Genomic DNA, 19,787 nt, shown 5'->3' with positions numbered 1-19,787 from the left:
CTACATCCCAAGCCCCAAGGACTTGCCCCGCTTCAGCGACCGCTTCAACTCCATCTGCCGGGTGAGCTCCGCACGATGACTGCGGTCGGCAAGGCGAGCAACCTCGCGGATACGCTCGACGTCACCATCCCGATCGGGTCCCACTCGCTTCAGCTGATCCGCGAGATCTGCGGGATCGGCGCGACCGAAGCGCGTTTCGATCGCAGTAGCGATGTCCTTTGCCTCGGCAAGCGCCTGACGGCCCTCCGGTGTCGCCGCCAGTCGTTCGACGAACTTTGCCTTGTCGCTATAGGGGAGATCGTCGAGCTGGCGCAGCAGCGCTTCACTCCGGCGGCTCGGCCCCAGAACCTCGACCACGTCCTGCTTATCCCGCTTCCAGCGCTCCGAGCCGCATTCGGCCTCAAGGCGACGCTGCCAGCTATTGGCGGATTGGCGAACATGTGAAGCCAGCGCATCGATCCGCAAAAGCGCGTGTTTGCGTTCAGCGTTGTCTCCGAACAGGCCTGTCTTGCCGGCGAGCGCACCGATCGTCTCGGGCAAAGTGCTGAGTTGACTGGCGAGCGCGACCGGATCTGCATTCTCATCCAGGATGCGGCCGCGCAACACGTCCATGGCCGCTGGCGCGTCGTTGAACACCTGCGGCGCAAGCTGCTTTGCCGCGTCCCAATCACGTTCGAATGCCGGCATCGCCTTTGATCGTCCAACCGCTTCGACGCTCATCGCATAAGTCTTCACGGCCGCAACGAGGACGCGGCGTTCATCGTCGCGTTCATCGCGACGTCCATCGACATTGGGGTCCTGGTGCGAAGAGCCGCCATCGGCGATGCTGCGGGCTGCGTGCGGCCGCGGTTCTTGCATTGGCTTGGGAACCGTCGTGTCCGCGATGCGCTCCGCCTCCTTGGTGATTACCGCAGGTGCGACCTCGCTCTCGCCCTGCCCTTGGCGATCCTCCATGCCGCGCCGATTGGCAAAGTCATGGGTATAGTCAAGCGTCGTCTCCTTCACGCCTGAGCGGCTCAGCGTCTCTGTCAGGGATCGCTCCGTCTTGAACGCATCCAGCCCCGCATAGAGCTGTACCGCCTCGCGATGACGGGTCATCGCCACGTAGGTCAGATGCCGGTCCATCGTCGTCGACGCCAGGACAAAACTCCGGTCGACGGTAGCCCCTTGCGTCTTGTGGATCGTCGTCGCGTAGCCGTGATCAAAGGCCTGGTAACTGTTCACCGGAATGATCACCTGGCGTTGCCCATCTTGCGTCTGCGCCTTGCCGTCAAGCCGAACCTGTATTGCGTCCGGCGCGACGGCGATCACCTCGCCCAACATGCCATTCTTGACGCCGAGATCACGATCGTTCTCCAGGAAGACGATGCGGTCGCCGCGCGCAAAAGATCGCTTCCCATTGCTGGTCTGGTAGCTCAGTTCCTCACCTTTATCGCCAGGCGGGTGGCTACCCCTTGCCAGCTCACCGCGCTCCTGCAACCGAGAGCGAATGCCGGCATTGATGGCGCGGACGTCGTCGCGTCGATGGGCCATGGCAATGCGCGTGTCGTTGGGATTGGCCGATCGGTCAGCGACGTAATCGGCAATGATCGCCTTCAGCACGTCGTCGCGGTTTGCTTTCAGCTGGATGTTGCCATGTGCTTGGTAGGCAGCAAGCCCGTCGGCAGTCCGATGCGAGGCGAAGTCGATCGAGGCCTGCTTTTGCCAATCGGTTCTTTGCCGGCGCACTTCCGACAGTTGCGCGTGACCGACGGCTTCGGCGATCGCCCGAAACGGCGCGCCCGCTCCGATCGCCTGAAGCTGTTCATGGTCACCGACCAGGACGAGCTTGGCGCCGGCCCGTCTGACCTCGTCGACGAAGCGGGCGATCTGACGACTTCCGACCATGCCGCCCTCGTCGATGACGAAGACGTCACGAGCATTCAGCCGACCGCGATCGGCCTGCCAGCTGTATTCCCACGATGCCAAGGTGCGGCTCGATATGCCGGACGATTGCTCCAGGCCTTCCGCGGCCTTGCCGGCCAGAGCCGCGCCATGAACGCGATAACCTTGCGCTTCCCAGGCCTGGCGGGCAGCCGCCAGCATCGTGCTCTTGCCGGCACCGGCAAAGCCGATCACTACGGCGATCTGAGCTGGACCCGTGACATGCTCGATCGCCTGACGCTGTTCCGCCGATAGCCCCTGCCCCGGTGAAGGATTTCCCGCCTGGATCGATCTGTCCTGAGCGGCGATTGCCGCATCGACATTGCGCTTGAAGACACCGTGGTTTTGGCGCGTCTTCATCGCAACAGTGGCTGTTGCCATCGCACCCTCGATCGCCACCATCTCGACCGTCGAATAACGTGCCTCGCCGTCACGGCCGCGAAGGCTTGAACTGTCGGGTCTGAGCTCGACGAGAGCCTTCGACGCCATGACCGCGGCAAAAGCATTCTGGAAGGTCTGCGGATCGTCATTGATGGTGCGATGCAGAGCCCTGGCAATGTCATAGCGGTTGAAGACGCTTTTCTCGTTGGTGATGAGCTTCAATATCTCTTCGGGGCGCCTCCGGATGGTCTCGGCATTTCGCTCGGCCGATTGCGGTGAGATGCGGACGCGCGAGACTGCCCCACCCTGCCGATTGATCTGAGTGGCATGCACACCGACATGTTCGCTCGGCTCGATCGTGATCCCGGCCTCCAGATGCGAGCGATGATCGATGCGGATATCGAGGCCGGCCCTCTCAAGGTGCGTGTTGGCAAGATGCTCCCACGCCTGTCTGAGATCCTTCAGCTGCAGCTGCGATGGCGGCAGGTGATTGGCGAGAAGCCATCTGTTCTCCCGCTCGAGCAGCGTCTTGTCGCCAAGACCGGTTTCCCTCACCTCACGCGTCGTCATCATCAGATGCGCATGGCTGTTGCGGATATCGCTTCCCTCACCCGGCCGATGGATCGCGAAGTCGACGGCAGCGCCATAGCGATTGGCCAGATCTTCGGCAAAGGCCCGCGTCAGCGCCAGTCGCTGGTCGGAACTCAATTCGTGCGGCAGCGCGACTTCGAATTCCCGGGCAATCCGGGCGTCACTTCGCTTCTCAGCACGCTCGGCGGCATTCCACAAGGCCGATCGCTTCATCGCCCAATAGGCGGAAGACTGAGCCGGCAAGACGATCTCGGCATGCTCGACACCTTTCCTGTTGCTAAAATCATGGGTTAGCCCATCACGCTCGTTGGTCAGCCGCTCAGCCGCACGATAGGCGGCGGACGCGACAGCGCTACGGCCAGCGCTGCGGGCGATCGGCTTCATGCTGAGATGATAGATCGCCATCGCTTGTCCCCTTTGTTAGCGGGCCGCCGGCCCGCGCTTTGAGTTGCCCGGCAACTCGTAAGTGCGCCCTTGTGCCTTCGTCGCTTCGCGCCTTCGGGCACTGGTGGGAGCACGCGGCAATCTCCCGATGACCTCGTAAGCCGTTCATCCGGTCGCTTCCACGCGCAGATTTGCGGGTTTCGAAGCGCCGCTCTTCGAGACAACTTCGATCTAGGCACGCCGGCGGCTCTGATCATCCGTTCATCGCCGCGGCCAATGGCTGAACAGGAACAAGGGAGAAATCATCATGGCGCGCAAAACCATCGGCGAGCGGCTCGCCCAGCTGGAAGCGCAGCGAAAGACATTGCAGATCCGTCTCTCGGCAAACAGGAACGCGCCATCGATACGCGCCGCAAGGTGTTGATCGGCGCACTGGTGCTGCATAGGCTGGAGAATGATCGCGATGTGCAGATCGGCGGCGGACTGGCAGCCTGGCTCAGATCCGAACTGCCAAAATTCCTCACCCGCGATGGCGATCGGGATCTGTTCGACGATCTGCTGAAGCCACAGCTACACGAACCGTCGCGCGGCAATATCGGCAATGTCGGCAACGGGAGTGCAGTGTGATGATCCATGCCATCAAGATCAAGATTGCCTTCGCAAACATGATGCGCATGGCGGCCCGCGATCCGCTCTGGGCGATCGTCGCCCTGATCACGTTTCCCCTGCGATATGCCAAGTCGTTTGTCATGGGTGCATTTGGCTATTTGCTTGTCGTGTTCACCGTCTACTTCGGGATCGACTACCTCAGACGCGTGATGCTCGGCGGCCACAGGGGTGACGTCATCTGGCATATCGGCGATTGGGTGGTGATGGCCTTGCGGTCGTGCTGCTCATTCGATTGTTGTCGGTTCCCTTGATCACGCATTTTGGCACAGCGAGCGACGCGGACACGCATGGGTCTGCGCGCTTTGCCGGCCGCAGAGAGATTGCACCTCTGACAAAGGCAGAAGGCGGATTGCTGATCGGCCGTGCGAACAACTCCGGCCGGCTTCTTCGCTACAGCGGACCGGCTCATCTTCTGACCATGGCGCCGACGCGTAGCGGCAAGGGTGTCGGCACCATCATCCCGAACCTTCTGACCGCCGACCGCTCGATCATCTGGATCGATCCGAAAGGCGAGAATGCGCAGATCGCCGGTGATGCACGAGAGAAGTTCGGGCCGGTTCATATCCTCGATCCGTTTGGCATCACCGGCGGACCAACGGCAGCCTTCAATCCGATGGACGGCGTTGATCCAAACAACGTCGATGTCGCCGAGGATGCAACGACACTTGCCGACGCACTGGTGTTCGACGAACCAGGCTTGTCAGGTGATGCGCATTGGAACGAGGAAGCCAAGGCGCTGATCGCTGGATTGCTTCTTCATATCGTTGCCAGCGCGCCAAACGACCAGCGCAATCTCTCGGCGCTCCGGCGCGATCTGACGATGGCGCCGGCGGCATTCCAGAATCTGCTTCATGAGATGCAGGGGACTGGTGCGATCAACGGACTGATTGCCCGGGCTGCCAATCGGCATCTTGGCAAGTCGGATCGCGAAGCTAGCGGTGTGCTGTCGGCAGCCCAGCGACATACGCACTTTCTCGACAGTCCGCGCATGACCGAGGTGCTGTCACGGTCGGATTTTCGGTTCGGTGACCTCAAGGCAGACAAGGCGACCGTGTTCCTGGTCTTACCGCCAGACAGGCTTGCGGCCTATTCGCGTTGGCTGCGTTTGCTGGTGGCCCAGAGCCTAACCGAGATGGCGCGAACCGCACCCTCGCCGCATCCATCGACGCCACCGGTTCTCTATCTGCTCGACGAGTTCGCCGCCCTTGGTCATCTGGCGCCGATCGAACGGGCCATGGGACTGATGGCAGGTTACGGTGTGCAACTCTGGCCGATCGTCCAGGACATTCATCAACTGCGCGCCACCTATGGCCAGCGCGCCGGCACGTTTCTGTCCAACGCCGGCGTGCTGCAGGTGTTCGGCGTCAACGATCACGACAGCGCCCGTCTGGTCTCCGATCTGCTTGGCCAGGAGACCGTGGTGTTCAACACGGCGGCGCGCGCGCTCGATTCGGGAAGGACAGGTCTCTCCTTCGCCGAGCAGCATGTCGGCCGGCCTCTCCTGACGCCCGACGAAGTCCGCAACCTGCATGCCAAGACCGAGCTGTGTTCATCGCCGGCCAGCGGCCCATCGTTGCGACAAAGTTGCGCTATTATTCCGATCCGGAATTCGTCGGGTTGTTTGTCAACCAGGAGAGATGAACCAGGAGAGATAAGGCCGGAGCGACATGCGGTTCACATCACCCCGATGAATCGCTCGGGCCCAACCGATTCACAAATGTCGTTGGACGCCGCCGCCTGGTCTTTGCGATTCTGCCCGCATGGCAGTTCAGCCCTATCGTCTCTATATCGAACGCATCGATCCATCGAAGAACATGGCCCGCTTTTATGCGCTGTCGATCGAGCCGAACCTCTTCGGCGGGACATCGCTGGTGCGCAGCTGGGGACGCATCGGCAGCCGCGGGCAGCAGAAGATCCATGTCTTCGACAGCGAGGCAAAAGCCGTCGATCTCCTGCTCAGCCTTTTGCGCAGGAAGCGGTCGAGAGGCTATCGGGTCCTGCGGTGATCGGCATCCGCGTCTCGCATGCCTGAGCGAAGGAAGAGACAGTTGAGTGAAGGAAGAGACGGCTCACGCCGCCTCCTCCTCGTCGAGTTCCGGCTGCAGGGAATGCAGATAGTCGACGGCGCGCTGCGCATGTGCTGCCGCCGAGAAGATGGCGCGCTTGTCGTGGTCGAGAACCTTCAGCCAGCCATCGAGATAGCTGGCGTGGTCGGGGCGCGGTTCGAGCTCGGGAACGATGCCGAGATCGGCGCAGAGAAACGCGCTGCCGAGTTCGGCAATCAGCTCTTCGCGGGCGCGTTCGCTCCTGTCTTTCGCGTAGCGGCTGAGATCGCGATCAAGCCGTCGCGGTGCGGCGGTCCAGTGCGTGATCTCGTGGCTGAGGACGGCGACATAGGAAGCATCGTCTCTGAAGGCATCCAGGCATGGCATCTGGATGTAATCACGCTGAGCGGCATAATAGGCAGCCGACCCACCGTGGCGGATCAGTGCGCCGGTATTGGCAAAGAAGCGGCCGGCATTGCCGATGCGGCTCATCGGATCCTGGAGAGGTGCGACGTCGTCAAAGCGGCCGTTAAGACCGGCGATCTGATCGATGTTGAACACCGTGTAGGCTTTGAGGAATGGAATATCCTGTTCGATCTCGCTGCCCGTCTCGGTCGTCTCGGTGCGGATGAACGAACTGGCAAAGACCACGGTTGTACCGGTTTCGCCCTTGCGCACCGCGCCGCCGAGTTCGATTGCCTGGCGAAACGTCATCCAGCGTGATGAGGCAAAGCCGCGGGCGAAGGCTTGCGACCAGAGCAGCAAGACGTTGATCCCGGTGTAGGGTTGGCCGTTGTGGCGCAGTGGCCGGCTGACCTCACTTGCCGCATGTCCCGTCGTCCAGGGTTTGGTCCATGGCCGCACGCCCCGTTCGAGATCGGCGATGATCGTGTTGGTGATGCGGCTGTAGATATCCGATCGTTGATTGGATTGTTGCCTGCTCATGTTGGAACCTCCGTTTCGAGGTCGCGGCGATCGCGACCTGCTACGGCGGTCCAAAAGCCGGGCTGCAAGCGGCGCCTGCACCCGCAGGGCCGCAACGCAGTGGAGGACGGCAAAGCCGTTGCCGGCGGCGCGAGCCTGGCAGGACCAAAAGCCGGGGCAGGACGCGATGGTCGCAATCGCAGGGGAGGTTCTGATGGAGGCAGACATGGCAGATCCGCGAGACGGCGTCACATCGCTCGCGTCACAGATGAACCGCAGCGGAGATCGTTTACCTGGCCGGCCGCGCCAATGAGCGGGCGATATCGACGATGTCGTCGCGCGAGGCGGTTGGGTCGTCCTTGCTCCAGGCGACACCCAGCCCGATCCTGAAGTCGATGCCTCTGACCGCCTTCAGCTCGAAGGCCCGGTTTGGCAGGCCCTCGGTCCATTCCGGCGCAAAGCCGATGCCAAGGCCGGCAGAAACCAGCGACACCAGTGAATAGGTATCATCGCAGCTATAAGCGATGTTGCGGGTCAGATCGTATTCCTCGAACTTCTCGTTGAAGTACCGCTCTGTGTAGGAGAGGTTCTTGCGATTGAAGGCGATGATCTTCTCCCCGCGCAGATCGTGGATGCCGATCTCCGCCTGCTCCGCCAGCCGGTTGGTTCTGGCGACCGCCAAGAGATACCGCTCATGGGCGATCGAGGAGAAGCGCAAGGAGCCGATGTTTTCCACCGGCCTGATGAAACCGAGATTCATCTGGCCGTTTTCCAGGCCGCGGATGATGTCGCCGGTATTGCCGCTTGATATATGGATTCGGATATCCGGGTACTTGCGGGCGATCTTTCCAAGGAACGCCGGCAGCACGCCGGTGGTCGCCGGATAGACGGTGCCGATCCTGATCTGCCTTATCGTCTTGCCGGCCACCGCCCTGGTGATCTCGGCACTCAGATCGACCTCGCTCAGGATCCCGACGCAGCGTTCGTGGAAGATCTCCCCTGCCCTGGTCAGTTCCACCCGCCTGGTCGAGCGGATGAAGAGCGCACAGCCGAGTTCCCGCTCCAGCGCCTGCACGTGATTGGAAAGCGCCGGCTGGGCGATGCGCACCTTGGCCGCCGCCCGGCCGAAGTGCAGTTCCTCGGCCACCGCGACGAAGTAGGCAGATTTTCTTTCGATCTTCGCGCCGTCGTCCACCCAGAATATCTTTTTTCGTATAGAATAGCCAGTTATTTAATTTTCATCGTAATGATCAGGTGGGCAGATGACGCCCCGTGATCTGCTAGCTTGGAATGTAAAGAAACTTCGAGTTAATCGCGGGTTGTCTCAAGAGCGCCTGGCGCTCGAAGCAGGACTAGAGCGCGTCTCAATTTCTCAAATTGAGCGGAAGCGGGTAAATCTCGGGATCGATTCTCTCGGAAAGATCGCGAGCGTCCTCGGATGCGACATTCTTGAACTGTTCGTCAAACCGGCGATGGGCGAGCAACAACCGCAGAATTTACGGCGTGGCCGCCGCTCGCTTTAAAATCCAGTGGCGCGGCAGATGCTATCCTTTAGCTCCCCAGATTCAAATTTGAGCGTCTTGAGAAACGAACCGGCGACCTTCACCCTACCCTGTGCGACCGCCATCCTATGCTGCTCCCACGCCTAGTTTTTGAGGTGTAAGCAGATTTATGGAACTGCCACGAAACGTCTATCGATTCTGGCCCGACAACGAGGACGGCATCGTCATGCCATTCCATGCTGTCGAAGATCCGAGCGTTCTTTATTCAGTTTTGAACTGATCGGGTTTCCGTAACCTTCTTCAGGTTTGCGGGTGCATCCGGATTGTGACCTCGCGAACGTGACCAGGCTTCGACGAACACGTAAAATGGCAGAATCAGCACCAGTGCATCGGTGATTGCGTGGCCGGTCTCGACGAAGGGGAGCGGCTTTGCCTTTGTCCCAAGTGTCGACGTGATGTGGACGAAAGCGCCTTTGGCAACCAGTTCGTCAGCCACGGCTGCTATGGAACCCTCCGCAGCATCGCGAGCAGCAAGCGCCAGTATCGGGAAACGCGTGCCGACGATTGCGAGCGGTCCGTGCAGGACTTCGGCCGCGGAAAAGGCTTCGGCATGAATCCCGGTCGTTTCCTTGAACTTCAATGCCGCTTCGTTGGCGATCGCCAACCCCGGGCCGCGACCCAGCACGTAGATGGATTCGGCTTCATCGGCGTCGGCGGCAAATTCCCGCCAATCAAGTTTCGCAGCGGCGGCAAAGTGCCTCGGTAAATCCGCCACCGCCCGCTTAAGCGCAGAATCCCCGGTCCACTCAGCCAGCACCGCAAGGCCTGCGACGACGGAGTTCACATAAGACTTGGTGGCGGCGACCGCATTTTCCGGACCGGCTAGAATGTTGAGGGAATGTTTGCAGGCGTTCGCAAGCGGTGAGGGGAGCGTGTTCGTCAGAGCGATCGATGTGGCGCCCGCGCGCGTGGCTGTTTCCGCCAGGGCGACAATGTCGGGGCTTTTTCCAGATTGCGAGATCGCGATGGCTGCGCCGCGACCAAGTTTGAGCTCGGTGCCGGTGCCGGTGGCGAAGTTGCCGCGCTGCTACGACAAGGTTGAGAACTACACCGACCTGCCGGAAATCTTTGTGAAGCAGATCGAGCACTTCTTTTCGCACTACAAAGATCTGGAGCCCGGCAAGTGGGTGAAGATAGCCAGCTGGCAGGACGTCAATGTCGCAAAGAAGATGATTAGCGATGCGGTCGGCCGCTACAATTCGCAAACGTAATCGCCAATCGAAAGAGCCAAATAAGGTGGCGCCCAGTCTTTGCGCGGCCTTGGACCGGAGGCAACCTCATTATGGTTCCATAAGTATGCTTACGCCACATTCGCATGTAAGGGTGTGGGTTCAAGGATGAAGTGCGACTTGCAATAGAGAACAACGGTTTATCCTTGCAAGGAACGAGACATGAAGCGCACCTACTCCCAGATTGATATCGATGAACGCCGCAAGATTGCCCGCTGGCGCACGGCTGGGATCAGCGTTGACGTGATCGCCGAGAAGCTGCACCGACATCCTCAACCATTTTCCGTGAGCTGCGCCGCAATACGTTTGAGGATCGTGAGATGCCGGACCTCCACGGTTACTACTGCGTGATGGCCAATGACATGGCGCGAGAACGGCGTGCCAAGCTGCGCAAACTTGCCCGGTTCGCGCAGCTCCGCCAGTCGGTGATCGAGCGCATCATGCATGGCTGGTCGCCGCAACAGATCGCCGGCCGATTGCAGCTTGAGCGCCATCCGATCTCCGTCAGCCATGAGACGATCTATAAGTTCGCCTATTCCTCGGACGGTCACGCCATCAAACTGTGGCGACACCTGCAGGAGCATCGTGCCAGACGCCGGCCGCGGCACGCCAGACGCCGCCATGGCAAGCGGTTCACCCCGGATGTCAACATTCTCTACCGGCCAGACGCCGTCGCCGAGCGAAAACAGTTCGGGCACTGGGAGTGCGATCTCATCCAGTTTCGCAAGAAGTTCGGCAAGGCCAACGTGACGTCACTGGTCGAGCGGGTCAGTCGCTTTGCCATTTTCCTGCGCAACAATGACCGGCAATCGAGGCCGGTGATGGACGGCCTGATCCAGGTGCTACAATCCCTGCCCCACCTCGCCCGTCGCTCGATCACCTTCGATCGTGGCACGGAGTTCACCGACTGGCCTTACCTGCAGGCCAGCATCGGAGCGCAGACATGGTTTTGCGATCCGCAATCCCCGTGGCAGAAGGGCACTGTCGAGAACACCAATAGACGGGGCCAGGAAATGGCTTTCGAGAGAGGTCGATCCACTGTCTCTCGGCGACCGCGATCTCACCGAGATCTGCAACCGCCTGAACGCAACGCAAATGCCTCGGCTACAAAACGCCGGCAGAAGTCTTTCGCCAGAAACTTCTCGCCCAAAGTAACCGCCCGATTGCTACCGCGGCGATTTTGCTTTGATGCGAGCGACGAGCAGCTCGTCGTCAACAAAGCTGTCGAGGACAGTCGTTCCATTCTTGGGGTGAGCGGCGGGCATCTTTGAGCATCTGCTCCAATTCGTCCATGCCGTCGTCCGTCAGTGCGGTCACCGATTCGTCGTCTCCGGTGTACACGGAGATGATGCTGCCGTAGCTCAGATTATCATCGTTGGAGACAATTGCCTGAAGAAGCTCCGGGTCCTCTTCGAGGATTTCGGCAACAAATTTGATCGTACGGACGTAGGTGACTGTCGCCATCAGGCTGCCTTCGCGTCGATTGTGGTGATCGCCGACCAGTTCCACGGAAGCAATTCGTCTAACCGATTGATCTTGTGATCGTGGATGCGATCGAGCACGTCTGCCAGATAGGCCTGCGGATCAAGACCATTCATCTTTGCCGTCTCGATGATCGTCATGGCGCGTGCCAAGGTCTCCGCTCCCGTATCGGCTCCCGCGAAGAGCCAGTTTCGTCTTCCCAGGCCTATCGGACGCAGTGCCCGCTCGGCGGCATTGTTGTCGATCGCAACGCGACCGTCTTCGAGGAACAGACAGAGCGAAGACCATCGGCTCAATCCGTAGCGGAAAGCTGTCGCCAGATCGCTTTTGCCCGGAATGCGCGTGAGTTGAGCTTCAGCCCAGTGGCGGAATGCATCGGCCTTAGGCTTGCTCTGCTTTTGACGCGCAGCAAGACGGATCTCAGGAGGCTGCCCATTGATGCCACGCTCGATGTCGTAAAGCGCTCCGATGCGATGAAGAGCCTCTCGCGCGATCTCGGACTTGTTTGATGTCCAGATATCGTGGAAGTCTCGTCGCCAATGAGCCCAGCAGGCGGCTTCCTTGAAGCGAGATTCTCCCTTTTCTCCAGGCGAGTATAGCTTGCCATATCCTTTGTAGCCGTCAGCCTGAAGGATGCCGCTTGATTGCTTGAGGTGGCGGTGGACGTGCTCTTCTTTCCAGTCAGGAGCAAAATAGTAGACTGCACCGGGCGGGGAACTGCCTGCCCATGGACGCTGATCGCGGACATACGTCCAGATCCTGCCCTTCTTCACACCCTTGCCCAACCCCTTGTCTCGCAGCGAGCGATCCAGCACCCTGATCGGGGTGTCGTCCGCATGAAGCAGGTCACTTGCCATGACCGCCGTTTCGATCCGCTCGATGAGAGGCTGCAGAACCTGCATGGCGCGACCACACCAATCAACCATCGTGCTGTCGGGAATGTCGGCGCCCATGCGGGCGAAGATCTCGTTCAGACGGTACAGTGGCAAATGGTCGTCGAACTTCGAGACCAGAATGTACGCCAAGAGGCCAGCGCCGGCCATGCTGCCCGGTATCGGGCGGCTGGGTGCTGCCACCTGCACCATTTTCTCGCAGCAGCGGCAGGACTTCTTCAGTCGAGCAACTTCGATGACTTTCATCTGCGCGGCGATCATGTCGAGGATTTCGCTGACGTCCTCACCGACAAGACGCAATTCACCTCCGCATTCCGGGCAGCAGGAGCCAGGATCGAGCTCTCGGCGCTCGCGAACCGCCTTGTCCGAGACGCGTGGGCGCCGGCGCATGATCTTTTCAGACGTATCCGCCAAGGGAACAACAGACGCCGCCTCATCAGGTTCATCGATTGGCGCCGTACTGCCTTCAGCGGCGGCGATCAACAGATCCTCAAGCGCCAGTTCCAACTGCTCGATTTCACGCTCAATCTTTTCAGACGACTTGCCGAAGACCTGTTTCTTCAGCTTGGCAATGCGCAGCCGCAGCGTTTGGATTAACTGATCATGCGCCTGCAATGTGGCCGACATCTTCGCGTTTTCCGCCTGCAAAGCGGCAATCATTGCCTTGAGAAAGGCTGGATCGTCCGGAAGATTTGTCGTCGCGCTAGACATGATCCTGACTACCACGAGACAGGATAAATTTCCATAAAAACCAGTGGTTTCAGTGGGATAAAATCACCCGACACGGGCCGGTGGCGCACCCCAATCAGGACGACGCCAATCGATCCCTTCCCACAACATCGCCAGTTGGGCCGACGTCAGCCGGGCAGTCCCGTCGGATGCCGAAGGCCAAGGAAACCGCCCCTTCTGCAAGATCTTGTAATACAGGCAGAAGCCCTGGCCATCAAAATACAGCAGCTTCAAACGATCGCCACGCTTGCCGCGAAAGGCGAAGACCGCGCCGCCAGTCGGCTTCTGACGCAAAACATCCTGCGCAAGCGCGGCAAGGCCTTCTACTCCCTTGCGCATATCCGTGATCCCGCACGCAAGATACACCCGAACGCCGGTCCCAGGCCCAATCATGCTGCTTCCACTGCCCGGATAATCTGCGTCAGGACATCGGGAGCCATAGAACTCTCGAAACGAAGCGTGCGGCCGCAGATCAATCGTAGCTCAATCATCCCGGAGCAGCTCTCCCTCAATTTAGGGGCATCGTTCTGCACGGCATTCAGATCGACGGGAATGAACAATGCATTCGAAGACACCGGGAGCAGCCCCTTCTTCTTGAGCTCGCTACGCCAGGCGTATATCTGCTGCCGCGTTACATCATGACGATGAGCAATCTCTGTGATCGTGGCTCCAGAAACCCCAACCGACATGACAATCGCAAGCTTGTCTTCTTCGCGCCACCGCCGTCGACGTTCCTGCCCAAGAATTTCAACGCGCATCGCAATCCTCGCCTAAGACACGTCGCTAACGACGTCGTTAAACACGTGTCTTAGGCCATCAGGGCGCTAGGCGGCAGGCGGTTCCAATCGGGCGGTTACCGCCCAAATCAGGCGCACCGGTTAGCCTCTCAAAACCCGCAAGTCACGGTCCGCCATTAACTCACAACGGCAGAAAGTCGCGCTCGTCGAAGCTGTATGTCATGGCTCAAATTGGATTTGGCATCACGGACACGTCGCTGCCTATTTTGCGACACCGTCCTATCAAAGCATCAGCAGCGTCAGCTTGTCGATCTAGCGCACCAACTCAATCTACAGGCTCTTAAATCTGTGTGACTTAGCGCGCGGGCTAAAAGTCTTCGTTATCCACATGCTCGTAAGTTCTCGATCCCCTACCCCGACACAGCGATAATTCACTTCTATTGTGTTATCCATGTCCATTGATTTTCTACAAGGAATTCACTTGCGTGGCCATGCGTTCCTAGGTGAGGAACTAATCGATCCACCTAAAATGTTGGGATTGTCTAGCAAGACGGAGAACCCATCCGACTGCTTGGGCGGTTGATAAGGGAACATGACCATTAAGGCTTTACGAACCGCCAACTGCCGAATCTTGTTGCTAAACATTTACCGCTGTCTGACTAATACATAAAAAATTTCAATGTTACTAAGTAATTCGGCGGCAGCTAAAATACAAAATCAGACGCTAGTGCGGCAATCCAGAATATCAAAAAATATATTATCCTCATATATTGATCTGTGGCGAGCCGCCGTCTAGATCTGGTCAACACGCGGCGCGGGGGCCTACCCCGGTCAGCGAAGGGAGGCTTAGATGAACCGACGTGACAACATGCACACCGACAAAGCCAGAATCGATCGGCCAGAGATGAAGGACGGCCTTCTCGTTGGAGAACGTGACCGCGACCTCTTGCCCGTGGCATTGAACTCAGCGGCCAGAGAATACGATAAAAGCCAACTGGGGCTGTAATACAGGCCGCCCATTTTCGCTCGAGCCAAAATTCGTGCCGGCATAGGGGCCAAATAGTTCAGCCTTGAATTCGGAACGACGCCCGATATGAACGAATAAGCTCCTGTAGGGTCCTTAAAGGACATCGACAGAGGAAAACTATCAAATGCGGTGTTGCAAGAACGAGCCCCCACGTCGCGGGGTCGATTCAAATTTTGACATTGAACCAGAACCTGCAAAGGCCGATATTGCCTACGATGCTATTCGACGATTGCTCCACAGTTACGGTCGTGTGCCGGAGCAACATCTCAGGGAACAGGATCTGGCGTCTAAGCTCGATATTGGTCGAACCCCAGTTCGCGAAGCACTTCAACGGCTAGCAGCGGAAGGAAAGATCCAATACATCCCTCAAAGAGGTTTTTTCACGAGACCGATGTCAGAAAATACACTGTTGGATTTTTACGTTGTTGGACGCGAGACCCTCATTTCGGCCTTAAATCGAATGCGGCCGCAGGTACCAGAGAGCTGGAGCGTGTCGGACAAATTGTCCCCTGACGAACTCGCCTTAAGGGCAGAAGCGATCTTCTCTAAAATCGCCGAGGAAGCGGCCAATTGTGAGGCCTGCAAAATCGTCCACCGATTCTGTTTTTGTACTCACCCTCTACGAATGGAAATAACCGCGTCCGATCTTCGGCCCGCGTTTGTCAAAAGTCTCGGAAGACTAAGTGCCGCAATGTCTGAACTAGGCATGGCAACGGACCGGGCGCAGTCCGCGTTGATGAACCACCTTGATCTAGAACAGGGTGCCGTCTCAAGGATCGTACAAGAGGTGAACGAACGTGGACTAACAGGATTTTCTCGCCCCGCGTGAGTCTTGTGATCGCATACCGAAGCCCCAAGCCGAGAATTCAATCGACGCCGCTCTGTGGTTTCGAAAGCCCCTCGTAAAGACGATCTCGCAGTTGAGGCGATTTTGGGTGATCGTACTCCGGCAAGCCGGAGGAGCGGGGAGAAAACCTCACTGCTGCAATGCTGCCAGAAGAGTAAAGCGGTCAGATCCTGCGACGGTTCGAGAACATCTTGGCGGACCTTCACTGCCCCTGTGGTCCCCAATCTTACTCCCGTTCGATGCAGAGCTCCGCATAGCCTTCGACGATGACCTGTTCGCCTCACAACTAAGCTGCAGCCACGCCGATGCGGGTTTTCGTGGCCGCGGTCTTCACAAGATCAGCCATCATCTCCTCGCCGGGCTGAAGGCGAACATGATCACAGCCCCTCCCCGACGTTGAAGGTCACGCCCCTCGGCTTAAGCAAAGTCAAAGATGGCCCCGCATAGCCCCGTTGGCGACGGCTCGGCGGTGTACTTCGCGAATGTCCTCTTCCGCAAGCCACGAAATCATCTGGGCGCTCGACTGCGGCCTGCGGTTCCTGCGAAAAGTGTTGATCTGCATCTTCGTGTTTGTCGTTTCAGTGTAGCCATCAGACTGGCGTCCAAGCCCCTTCACGAATGAAACAACCTCGCACATAGTGGGAAAACGCTGGCCTAGTTTGACTTGGATCAAGAGGCCAGCACCGGCTTCATGACAGTCCTGGCGCAAGTACCAGAAAGCCGGCCGGAAAACGGCCGTCTGTGCACTGAGGACGATATCATGAATTACACAACGGAAACGATGGTGATCACGGTCGCGGCGTTTCTGGCGCTGCTAGGAGCTGCATTCGGGCATGACCACCTCTTTGCAGTCCACATGGGTATTCTTTGCTTCTGCCTGCTCGCGGGTGCTGCGCTGCTGATCAGCAAGGTTGATTTTTCACCTGCAGCCCACAGGCGGAAAGTCGATGTCTCGGGCTATTTCGACGAGGTGATCCGATACGGCTTGATCGCCACCGTGTTTTGGGGCGTGGTCGGCTTTCTGGTTGGCGTGATCATCGCGCTGCAATTGGCTTTCCCGGACCTCAATGTAGCGCCTTACCTTAATTTCGGCCGTCTTCGACCGGTGCACACCTCCGCCGTAATCTTCGCCTTCGGCGGCAATGCGCTCATCATGACCTCATTCTACGTGGTTCAGCGAACGTGCCATGCACGCCTTTTCGGAGGCAGCTTGGCCTGGTTCGTGTTCTGGGGCTACCAGCTCTTCATCGTGATGGCTGCGACCGGCTACGTGCTCGGCATCACCCAAGCCCGTGAGTACGCTGAACCTGAGTGGTACGTCGATCTGTGGCTGACGATCGTCTGGGTCGCCTACCTCGCCGTGTATCTTGGTACGATCCTGAAGCGCAAAGAGCCGCATATCTACGTAGCAAACTGGTTCTACCTCGCCTTCATCGTCACCATCGCGATGCTGCACGTAGTGAACAACCTTGCGGTTCCCGCCTCGTTCCTGGGGTCCAAGAGCTATTCTGCCTTCTCAGGCGTCCAAGACGCGCTGACCCAATGGTGGTACGGCCACAACGCCGTCGGCTTTTTCCTGACCGCCGGCTTCCTGGGCATGATGTACTACTTCGTGCCGAAGCAGGCCAACCGACCCGTTTATTCATACCGGCTCTCGATCATCCACTTCTGGGCGCTGATATTCATGTACATCTGGGCCGGCCCGCATCATCTGCATTACACGGCACTGCCCGACTGGGCCCAGACGCTTGGAATGGTTTTCTCGATCATGCTCTGGATGCCCTCCTGGGGCGGCATGATCAACGGTCTCATGACCCTTTCAGGTGCCTGGGACAAGATCCGCACCGATCCGATCATCCGTATGATGATCGTCGCCATCGCCTTTTACGGCATGTCAACCTTCGAAGGCCCGATGATGTCGGTGAAGACAGTCAATTCGCTCAGCCACTATACCGAATGGACGATCGGTCACGTGCATTCCGGCGCACTCGGCTGGGTTGGAATGATCACCTTCGGGGCGATCTACTTCCTGACGCCGAAGCTATGGGGACGCGAGCGTCTCTATAGCCTGCGGATGGTCAACTGGCACTTCTGGCTCGCAACTCTCGGGATCGTCGTCTACGCAGCCGTGCTTTGGGTTGCGGGGATCCAGCAGGGGCTGATGTGGCGCGAGTACAATTCCCAAGGCTTCCTCGTCTTTTCCTTCGCGGAGACGGTCGCGGCGATGATTCCCTATTACGTGCTGCGCGCTGTGGGCGGGACACTCTATCTGGCGGGCGGTCTCGTCATGGCCTGGAACGTGTTCATGACGATCCGCGGCCGCGTGCGCAACGAGGCTGCAATCCCAACCACTTTCGTGCCCCAAGCACAGCCCGCCGAGTGAGGTGAGACATGGCATCGATATTGGATAAACATAAGGTCCTGGAGAAGAACGCGACCCTTCTTCTCGTCGGCTCGCTGCTCGTCGCGAGCATCGGCGGCATCGTCGAAATCGCACCGCTGTTCTACCTGCAGAACACGATTGAAAAAGTGGAAGGCATGCGGCCGTATACGCCGCTCGAGCTGGCCGGACGAAACATATACATCCGCGAAGGCTGCTATCTCTGCCACAGCCAGATGATCAGGCCGTTCCGCGACGAGGTCGAACGTTACGGCCATTACTCGCTCGCCGCCGAGTCCATGTACGATCATCCTTTCCAGTGGGGATCCAAGCGAACCGGACCGGATCTGGCCCGTGTCGGCGCACGCTACTCCAACGAATGGCATGTCCAGCATCTCGCGGATCCACGGGCAGTCGTGCCGGAGTCGATCATGCCAAGTTACGCCTTCCTCAAAGAACAGAGGGTGACGGTCAAGGACGTGGGAATGGACCTGAAGGCCAACGAGGATGTGGGCGTGCCTTATAACGACGACATGCTGGCGAACGCAGAGGCCGACATTAAGGCCCAGGCCGATCCGAACGCAGATACGACGGCGCTGCTCGCCCGCTATCCGAAGGCGAAGACCGGCGATTTCGACGGCGATCCTGCTGCGCTGACCGAAATGGATGCCTTGGTGTCCTACCTGCAGATGCTCGGAACATTGGTCGATTTCTCGACCTACGACGATGCGACCGGCTACCGATGAGGTGATCCATGGAAACCTACACTGCAATGAGACACTTCGCCGACAGCTGGGGCCTCCTGGCAATGGCGGCATTCTTCGTCGGCGTCGTTGTGTTCACCCTTCGCCCAGGCAGCAAGCAGACGGCGAAAGAGGCCGCCGATATTCCCCTAAAGGAAGATTGAGATGTCGGAAAAAGATATCGACGAATTTAGCGGCGTCGAAACGACCGGACATGAATGGGACGGCATCCGCGAACTCAACAATCCGATGCCCCGCTGGTGGGTATGGACCTTCTACGCCACAATTGTCTGGGCGTTGGGCTATGCAATCGCATATCCCGCGATCCCGATGATTACCGACGCCACGAAGGGCATGCTGGGCTTTTCCAGCCGCGCCGAGCTGCAGCAGAACCTGGATCATGCCAAGGCATCGCAGACGACGCTTCATGATCTGATCGCCGCCAAGACGGTACACGAGATCGATTCCGATTCTGCCCTTCGCGAATTTGCGATCGCCGGCGGCGCATCTGCATTCAAGGTGAACTGCGCGACATGCCATGGCTCGGGAGCAAGCGGCGGCCCGGGATTTCCGAACCTCAACGACGACGACTGGCTATGGGGCGGAGACCTGGATGCCATCCAGGCGACGATCGCGCAGGGGATTCGTTTCGACGGGGATACGGACACTCATGCGTCCGAGATGCCGCCGTTTGCCGATGTTCTGGATCCCCTCCAAACAAGGCAGGTCGCGGCTTACGTCTGGGGACTGACCAATACACCGTCGGACCCCGGTCTCGCAGAGGCCGGAAAACAGGTCTTCGTCGATAACTGTGCCGCATGTCACGGTGACGACGCCAAAGGAAAAGCCGAAATGGGCGCGCCGGATCTCGCCGATGCGATCTGGCTGAAGGCACGCGGCGAGGATGCGATCATCCGTCAGGTGGCCGCTCCCAAGCATGGCGTCATGCCTGCCTGGGCAGGGCGTCTCGGCGATACGACGGTCAAGGAACTTACCATTTTCGTGCATTCGCTTGGCGGCGGGACGTGAGGAGAAAAGCCATGGCAGTTCACGGCCACAACCCGATCCTCGATCTCTATTGCACGCCGCGCGCCACCATACGATCGCGTGTGTCGGCGCATGCCAAGACGATGCCCCGTCACCCGAGCAGGACGATCCGACAAAGATCGGCAATTCGACGGTAAGTTTGACCTGTGTCAAGGACCACAAGCAGACGCGCCGTTAGTCCTTAGCTCGTCGAG

General features: G+C 58.9%; 14 protein-coding genes and 7 pseudogenes. 13 read left to right on the top strand and 8 right to left on the bottom strand.

Features of this window, described 5'->3' with window-relative positions; genetic code table 11:
- Complete coding sequence (traA, locus tag AC2444_RS26690; protein WP_128449850.1) at positions 1-3,300, bottom strand: Ti-type conjugative transfer relaxase TraA; 3,300 nt, start codon at positions 3,298-3,300, stop codon at positions 1-3.
- Between the two features lie 286 nt (positions 3,301-3,586).
- On the opposite strand from traA, the pseudogene AC2444_RS26685 reads away from it, so the two are divergent.
- The 3 genes and pseudogenes from AC2444_RS26685 to AC2444_RS26675 all read left to right on the top strand — a co-directional run bounded on the left by AC2444_RS26685 (position 3,587) and on the right by AC2444_RS26675 (position 5,954).
- Positions 3,587-3,906: pseudogene (locus AC2444_RS26685) on the top strand (mobilization protein).
- Positions 3,906-5,589: pseudogene (locus tag AC2444_RS26680) on the top strand (type IV secretory system conjugative DNA transfer family protein). Before AC2444_RS26685 ends, AC2444_RS26680 begins: the two co-directional pseudogenes overlap by 1 nt.
- Before the next feature lie 119 nt (positions 5,590-5,708).
- Positions 5,709-5,954, top strand: a complete 246-nt coding sequence (locus AC2444_RS26675; protein ID WP_128449851.1) for a WGR domain-containing protein — start codon at positions 5,709-5,711, stop codon at positions 5,952-5,954.
- Positions 5,955-6,017: 63 nt separating this feature from the next.
- On the opposite strand, the gene AC2444_RS26670 is transcribed toward AC2444_RS26675, so the two are convergent.
- Both AC2444_RS26670 and AC2444_RS26665 read right to left on the bottom strand, forming a co-directional pair.
- Entirely contained in the window at positions 6,018-6,938 is a 921-nt protein-coding gene (locus AC2444_RS26670) for an ArdC family protein (protein ID WP_128449852.1), read from the bottom strand.
- Positions 6,939-7,206: 268 nt separating this feature from the next.
- A complete protein-coding gene (locus AC2444_RS26665) occupies positions 7,207-8,112 on the bottom strand; it encodes a LysR family transcriptional regulator (protein ID WP_487762913.1) in 906 nt (301 codons plus the stop codon).
- Positions 8,113-8,179: 67 nt separating this feature from the next.
- Here AC2444_RS26665 and AC2444_RS26660 point away from each other — a divergent pair, with 67 nt between their 5' ends.
- Positions 8,180-8,440 carry a helix-turn-helix domain-containing protein gene (locus AC2444_RS26660; RefSeq protein ID WP_128408009.1) on the top strand — a complete coding sequence of 87 codons (261 nt, stop codon included), beginning with the start codon at positions 8,180-8,182 and terminating at the stop codon, positions 8,438-8,440.
- 244 nt (positions 8,441-8,684) lie between these two features.
- Here the strand turns inward: AC2444_RS26660 and AC2444_RS26655 are convergent.
- Positions 8,685-9,476: pseudogene (locus AC2444_RS26655) on the bottom strand (SIS domain-containing protein); the annotation flags it as partial.
- Positions 9,477-9,480: 4 nt separating this feature from the next.
- On the opposite strand from AC2444_RS26655, the pseudogene AC2444_RS26650 reads away from it, so the two are divergent.
- Positions 9,481-9,690, top strand: a pseudogene (locus AC2444_RS26650) (inorganic diphosphatase); the annotation flags it as partial.
- Positions 9,691-9,870: 180 nt separating this feature from the next.
- Positions 9,871-10,897: pseudogene (locus AC2444_RS26645) on the top strand (IS30 family transposase).
- On the opposite strand, the pseudogene AC2444_RS26640 reads toward AC2444_RS26645, so the two are convergent.
- The 4 genes and pseudogenes from AC2444_RS26640 to tnpA form a co-directional block, all read right to left on the bottom strand.
- Positions 10,875-11,172 (bottom strand): annotated as a pseudogene (locus tag AC2444_RS26640) (hypothetical protein). The pseudogenes AC2444_RS26645 and AC2444_RS26640 overlap by 23 nt on opposite strands.
- Positions 11,172-12,794, bottom strand: a complete 1,623-nt coding sequence (gene tnpC / locus AC2444_RS26635) for an IS66 family transposase (RefSeq protein WP_128450348.1) — start codon at positions 12,792-12,794, stop codon at positions 11,172-11,174. The pseudogene AC2444_RS26640 and the gene tnpC overlap by 1 nt, the downstream one beginning before the upstream one ends.
- A 63-nt stretch (positions 12,795-12,857) precedes the next feature.
- Positions 12,858-13,205, bottom strand: a complete 348-nt coding sequence (gene tnpB / locus AC2444_RS26630; protein WP_003554417.1) for an IS66 family insertion sequence element accessory protein TnpB — start codon at positions 13,203-13,205, stop codon at positions 12,858-12,860.
- Entirely contained in the window at positions 13,202-13,570 is a 369-nt protein-coding gene (tnpA, locus tag AC2444_RS26625) for an IS66-like element accessory protein TnpA (RefSeq protein ID WP_012756395.1), read from the bottom strand. Before tnpA ends, tnpB begins: the two co-directional genes overlap by 4 nt.
- Positions 13,571-14,399: 829 nt before the next feature.
- Here tnpA and AC2444_RS26620 point away from each other — a divergent pair.
- The 7 genes and pseudogenes from AC2444_RS26620 to AC2444_RS26590 all read left to right on the top strand — a co-directional run bounded on the left by AC2444_RS26620 (position 14,400) and on the right by AC2444_RS26590 (position 19,771).
- A complete protein-coding gene (locus AC2444_RS26620; protein ID WP_003563084.1) occupies positions 14,400-14,555 on the top strand; it encodes a hypothetical protein in 156 nt (51 codons plus the stop codon).
- A gap of 145 nt (positions 14,556-14,700) precedes the next feature.
- Positions 14,701-15,405, top strand: coding sequence for a GntR family transcriptional regulator (locus tag AC2444_RS26615; RefSeq protein ID WP_003563085.1), 705 nt, complete (start codon positions 14,701-14,703; stop codon positions 15,403-15,405).
- 778 nt (positions 15,406-16,183) lie between these two features.
- Complete coding sequence (ccoN, locus tag AC2444_RS26610) at positions 16,184-17,806, top strand: cytochrome-c oxidase, cbb3-type subunit I (RefSeq protein ID WP_003563088.1); 1,623 nt, start codon at positions 16,184-16,186, stop codon at positions 17,804-17,806.
- An 8-nt stretch (positions 17,807-17,814) separates the two neighbouring features.
- The gene (gene ccoO, locus AC2444_RS26605; protein WP_003563090.1) at positions 17,815-18,549 is read left to right on the top strand and encodes a cytochrome-c oxidase, cbb3-type subunit II; all 735 of its coding nucleotides are present in this window, start codon (positions 17,815-17,817) and stop codon (positions 18,547-18,549) included.
- An 8-nt stretch (positions 18,550-18,557) separates the two neighbouring features.
- Positions 18,558-18,710 (top strand): CcoQ/FixQ family Cbb3-type cytochrome c oxidase assembly chaperone, encoded by a 153-nt coding sequence (locus tag AC2444_RS26600; protein ID WP_003549664.1) that lies wholly within the window; start codon positions 18,558-18,560, stop codon positions 18,708-18,710.
- Between the two features lies 1 nt (position 18,711).
- Positions 18,712-19,575 (top strand): cytochrome-c oxidase, cbb3-type subunit III, encoded by an 864-nt coding sequence (gene ccoP, locus AC2444_RS26595; protein ID WP_128408007.1) that lies wholly within the window; start codon positions 18,712-18,714, stop codon positions 19,573-19,575.
- Positions 19,576-19,586: 11 nt separating this feature from the next.
- Positions 19,587-19,771 (top strand): annotated as a pseudogene (locus tag AC2444_RS26590) (hypothetical protein).
- The last annotated feature ends 16 nt before the right edge of the window (positions 19,772-19,787 follow it).

The sequence above is a fragment of the Rhizobium sp. WSM1328 genome (genome assembly GCF_057653715.1).
Note: the sequence above shows the minus strand (reverse complement) of the source record. Positions and strands in the feature narration are given on the sequence as shown.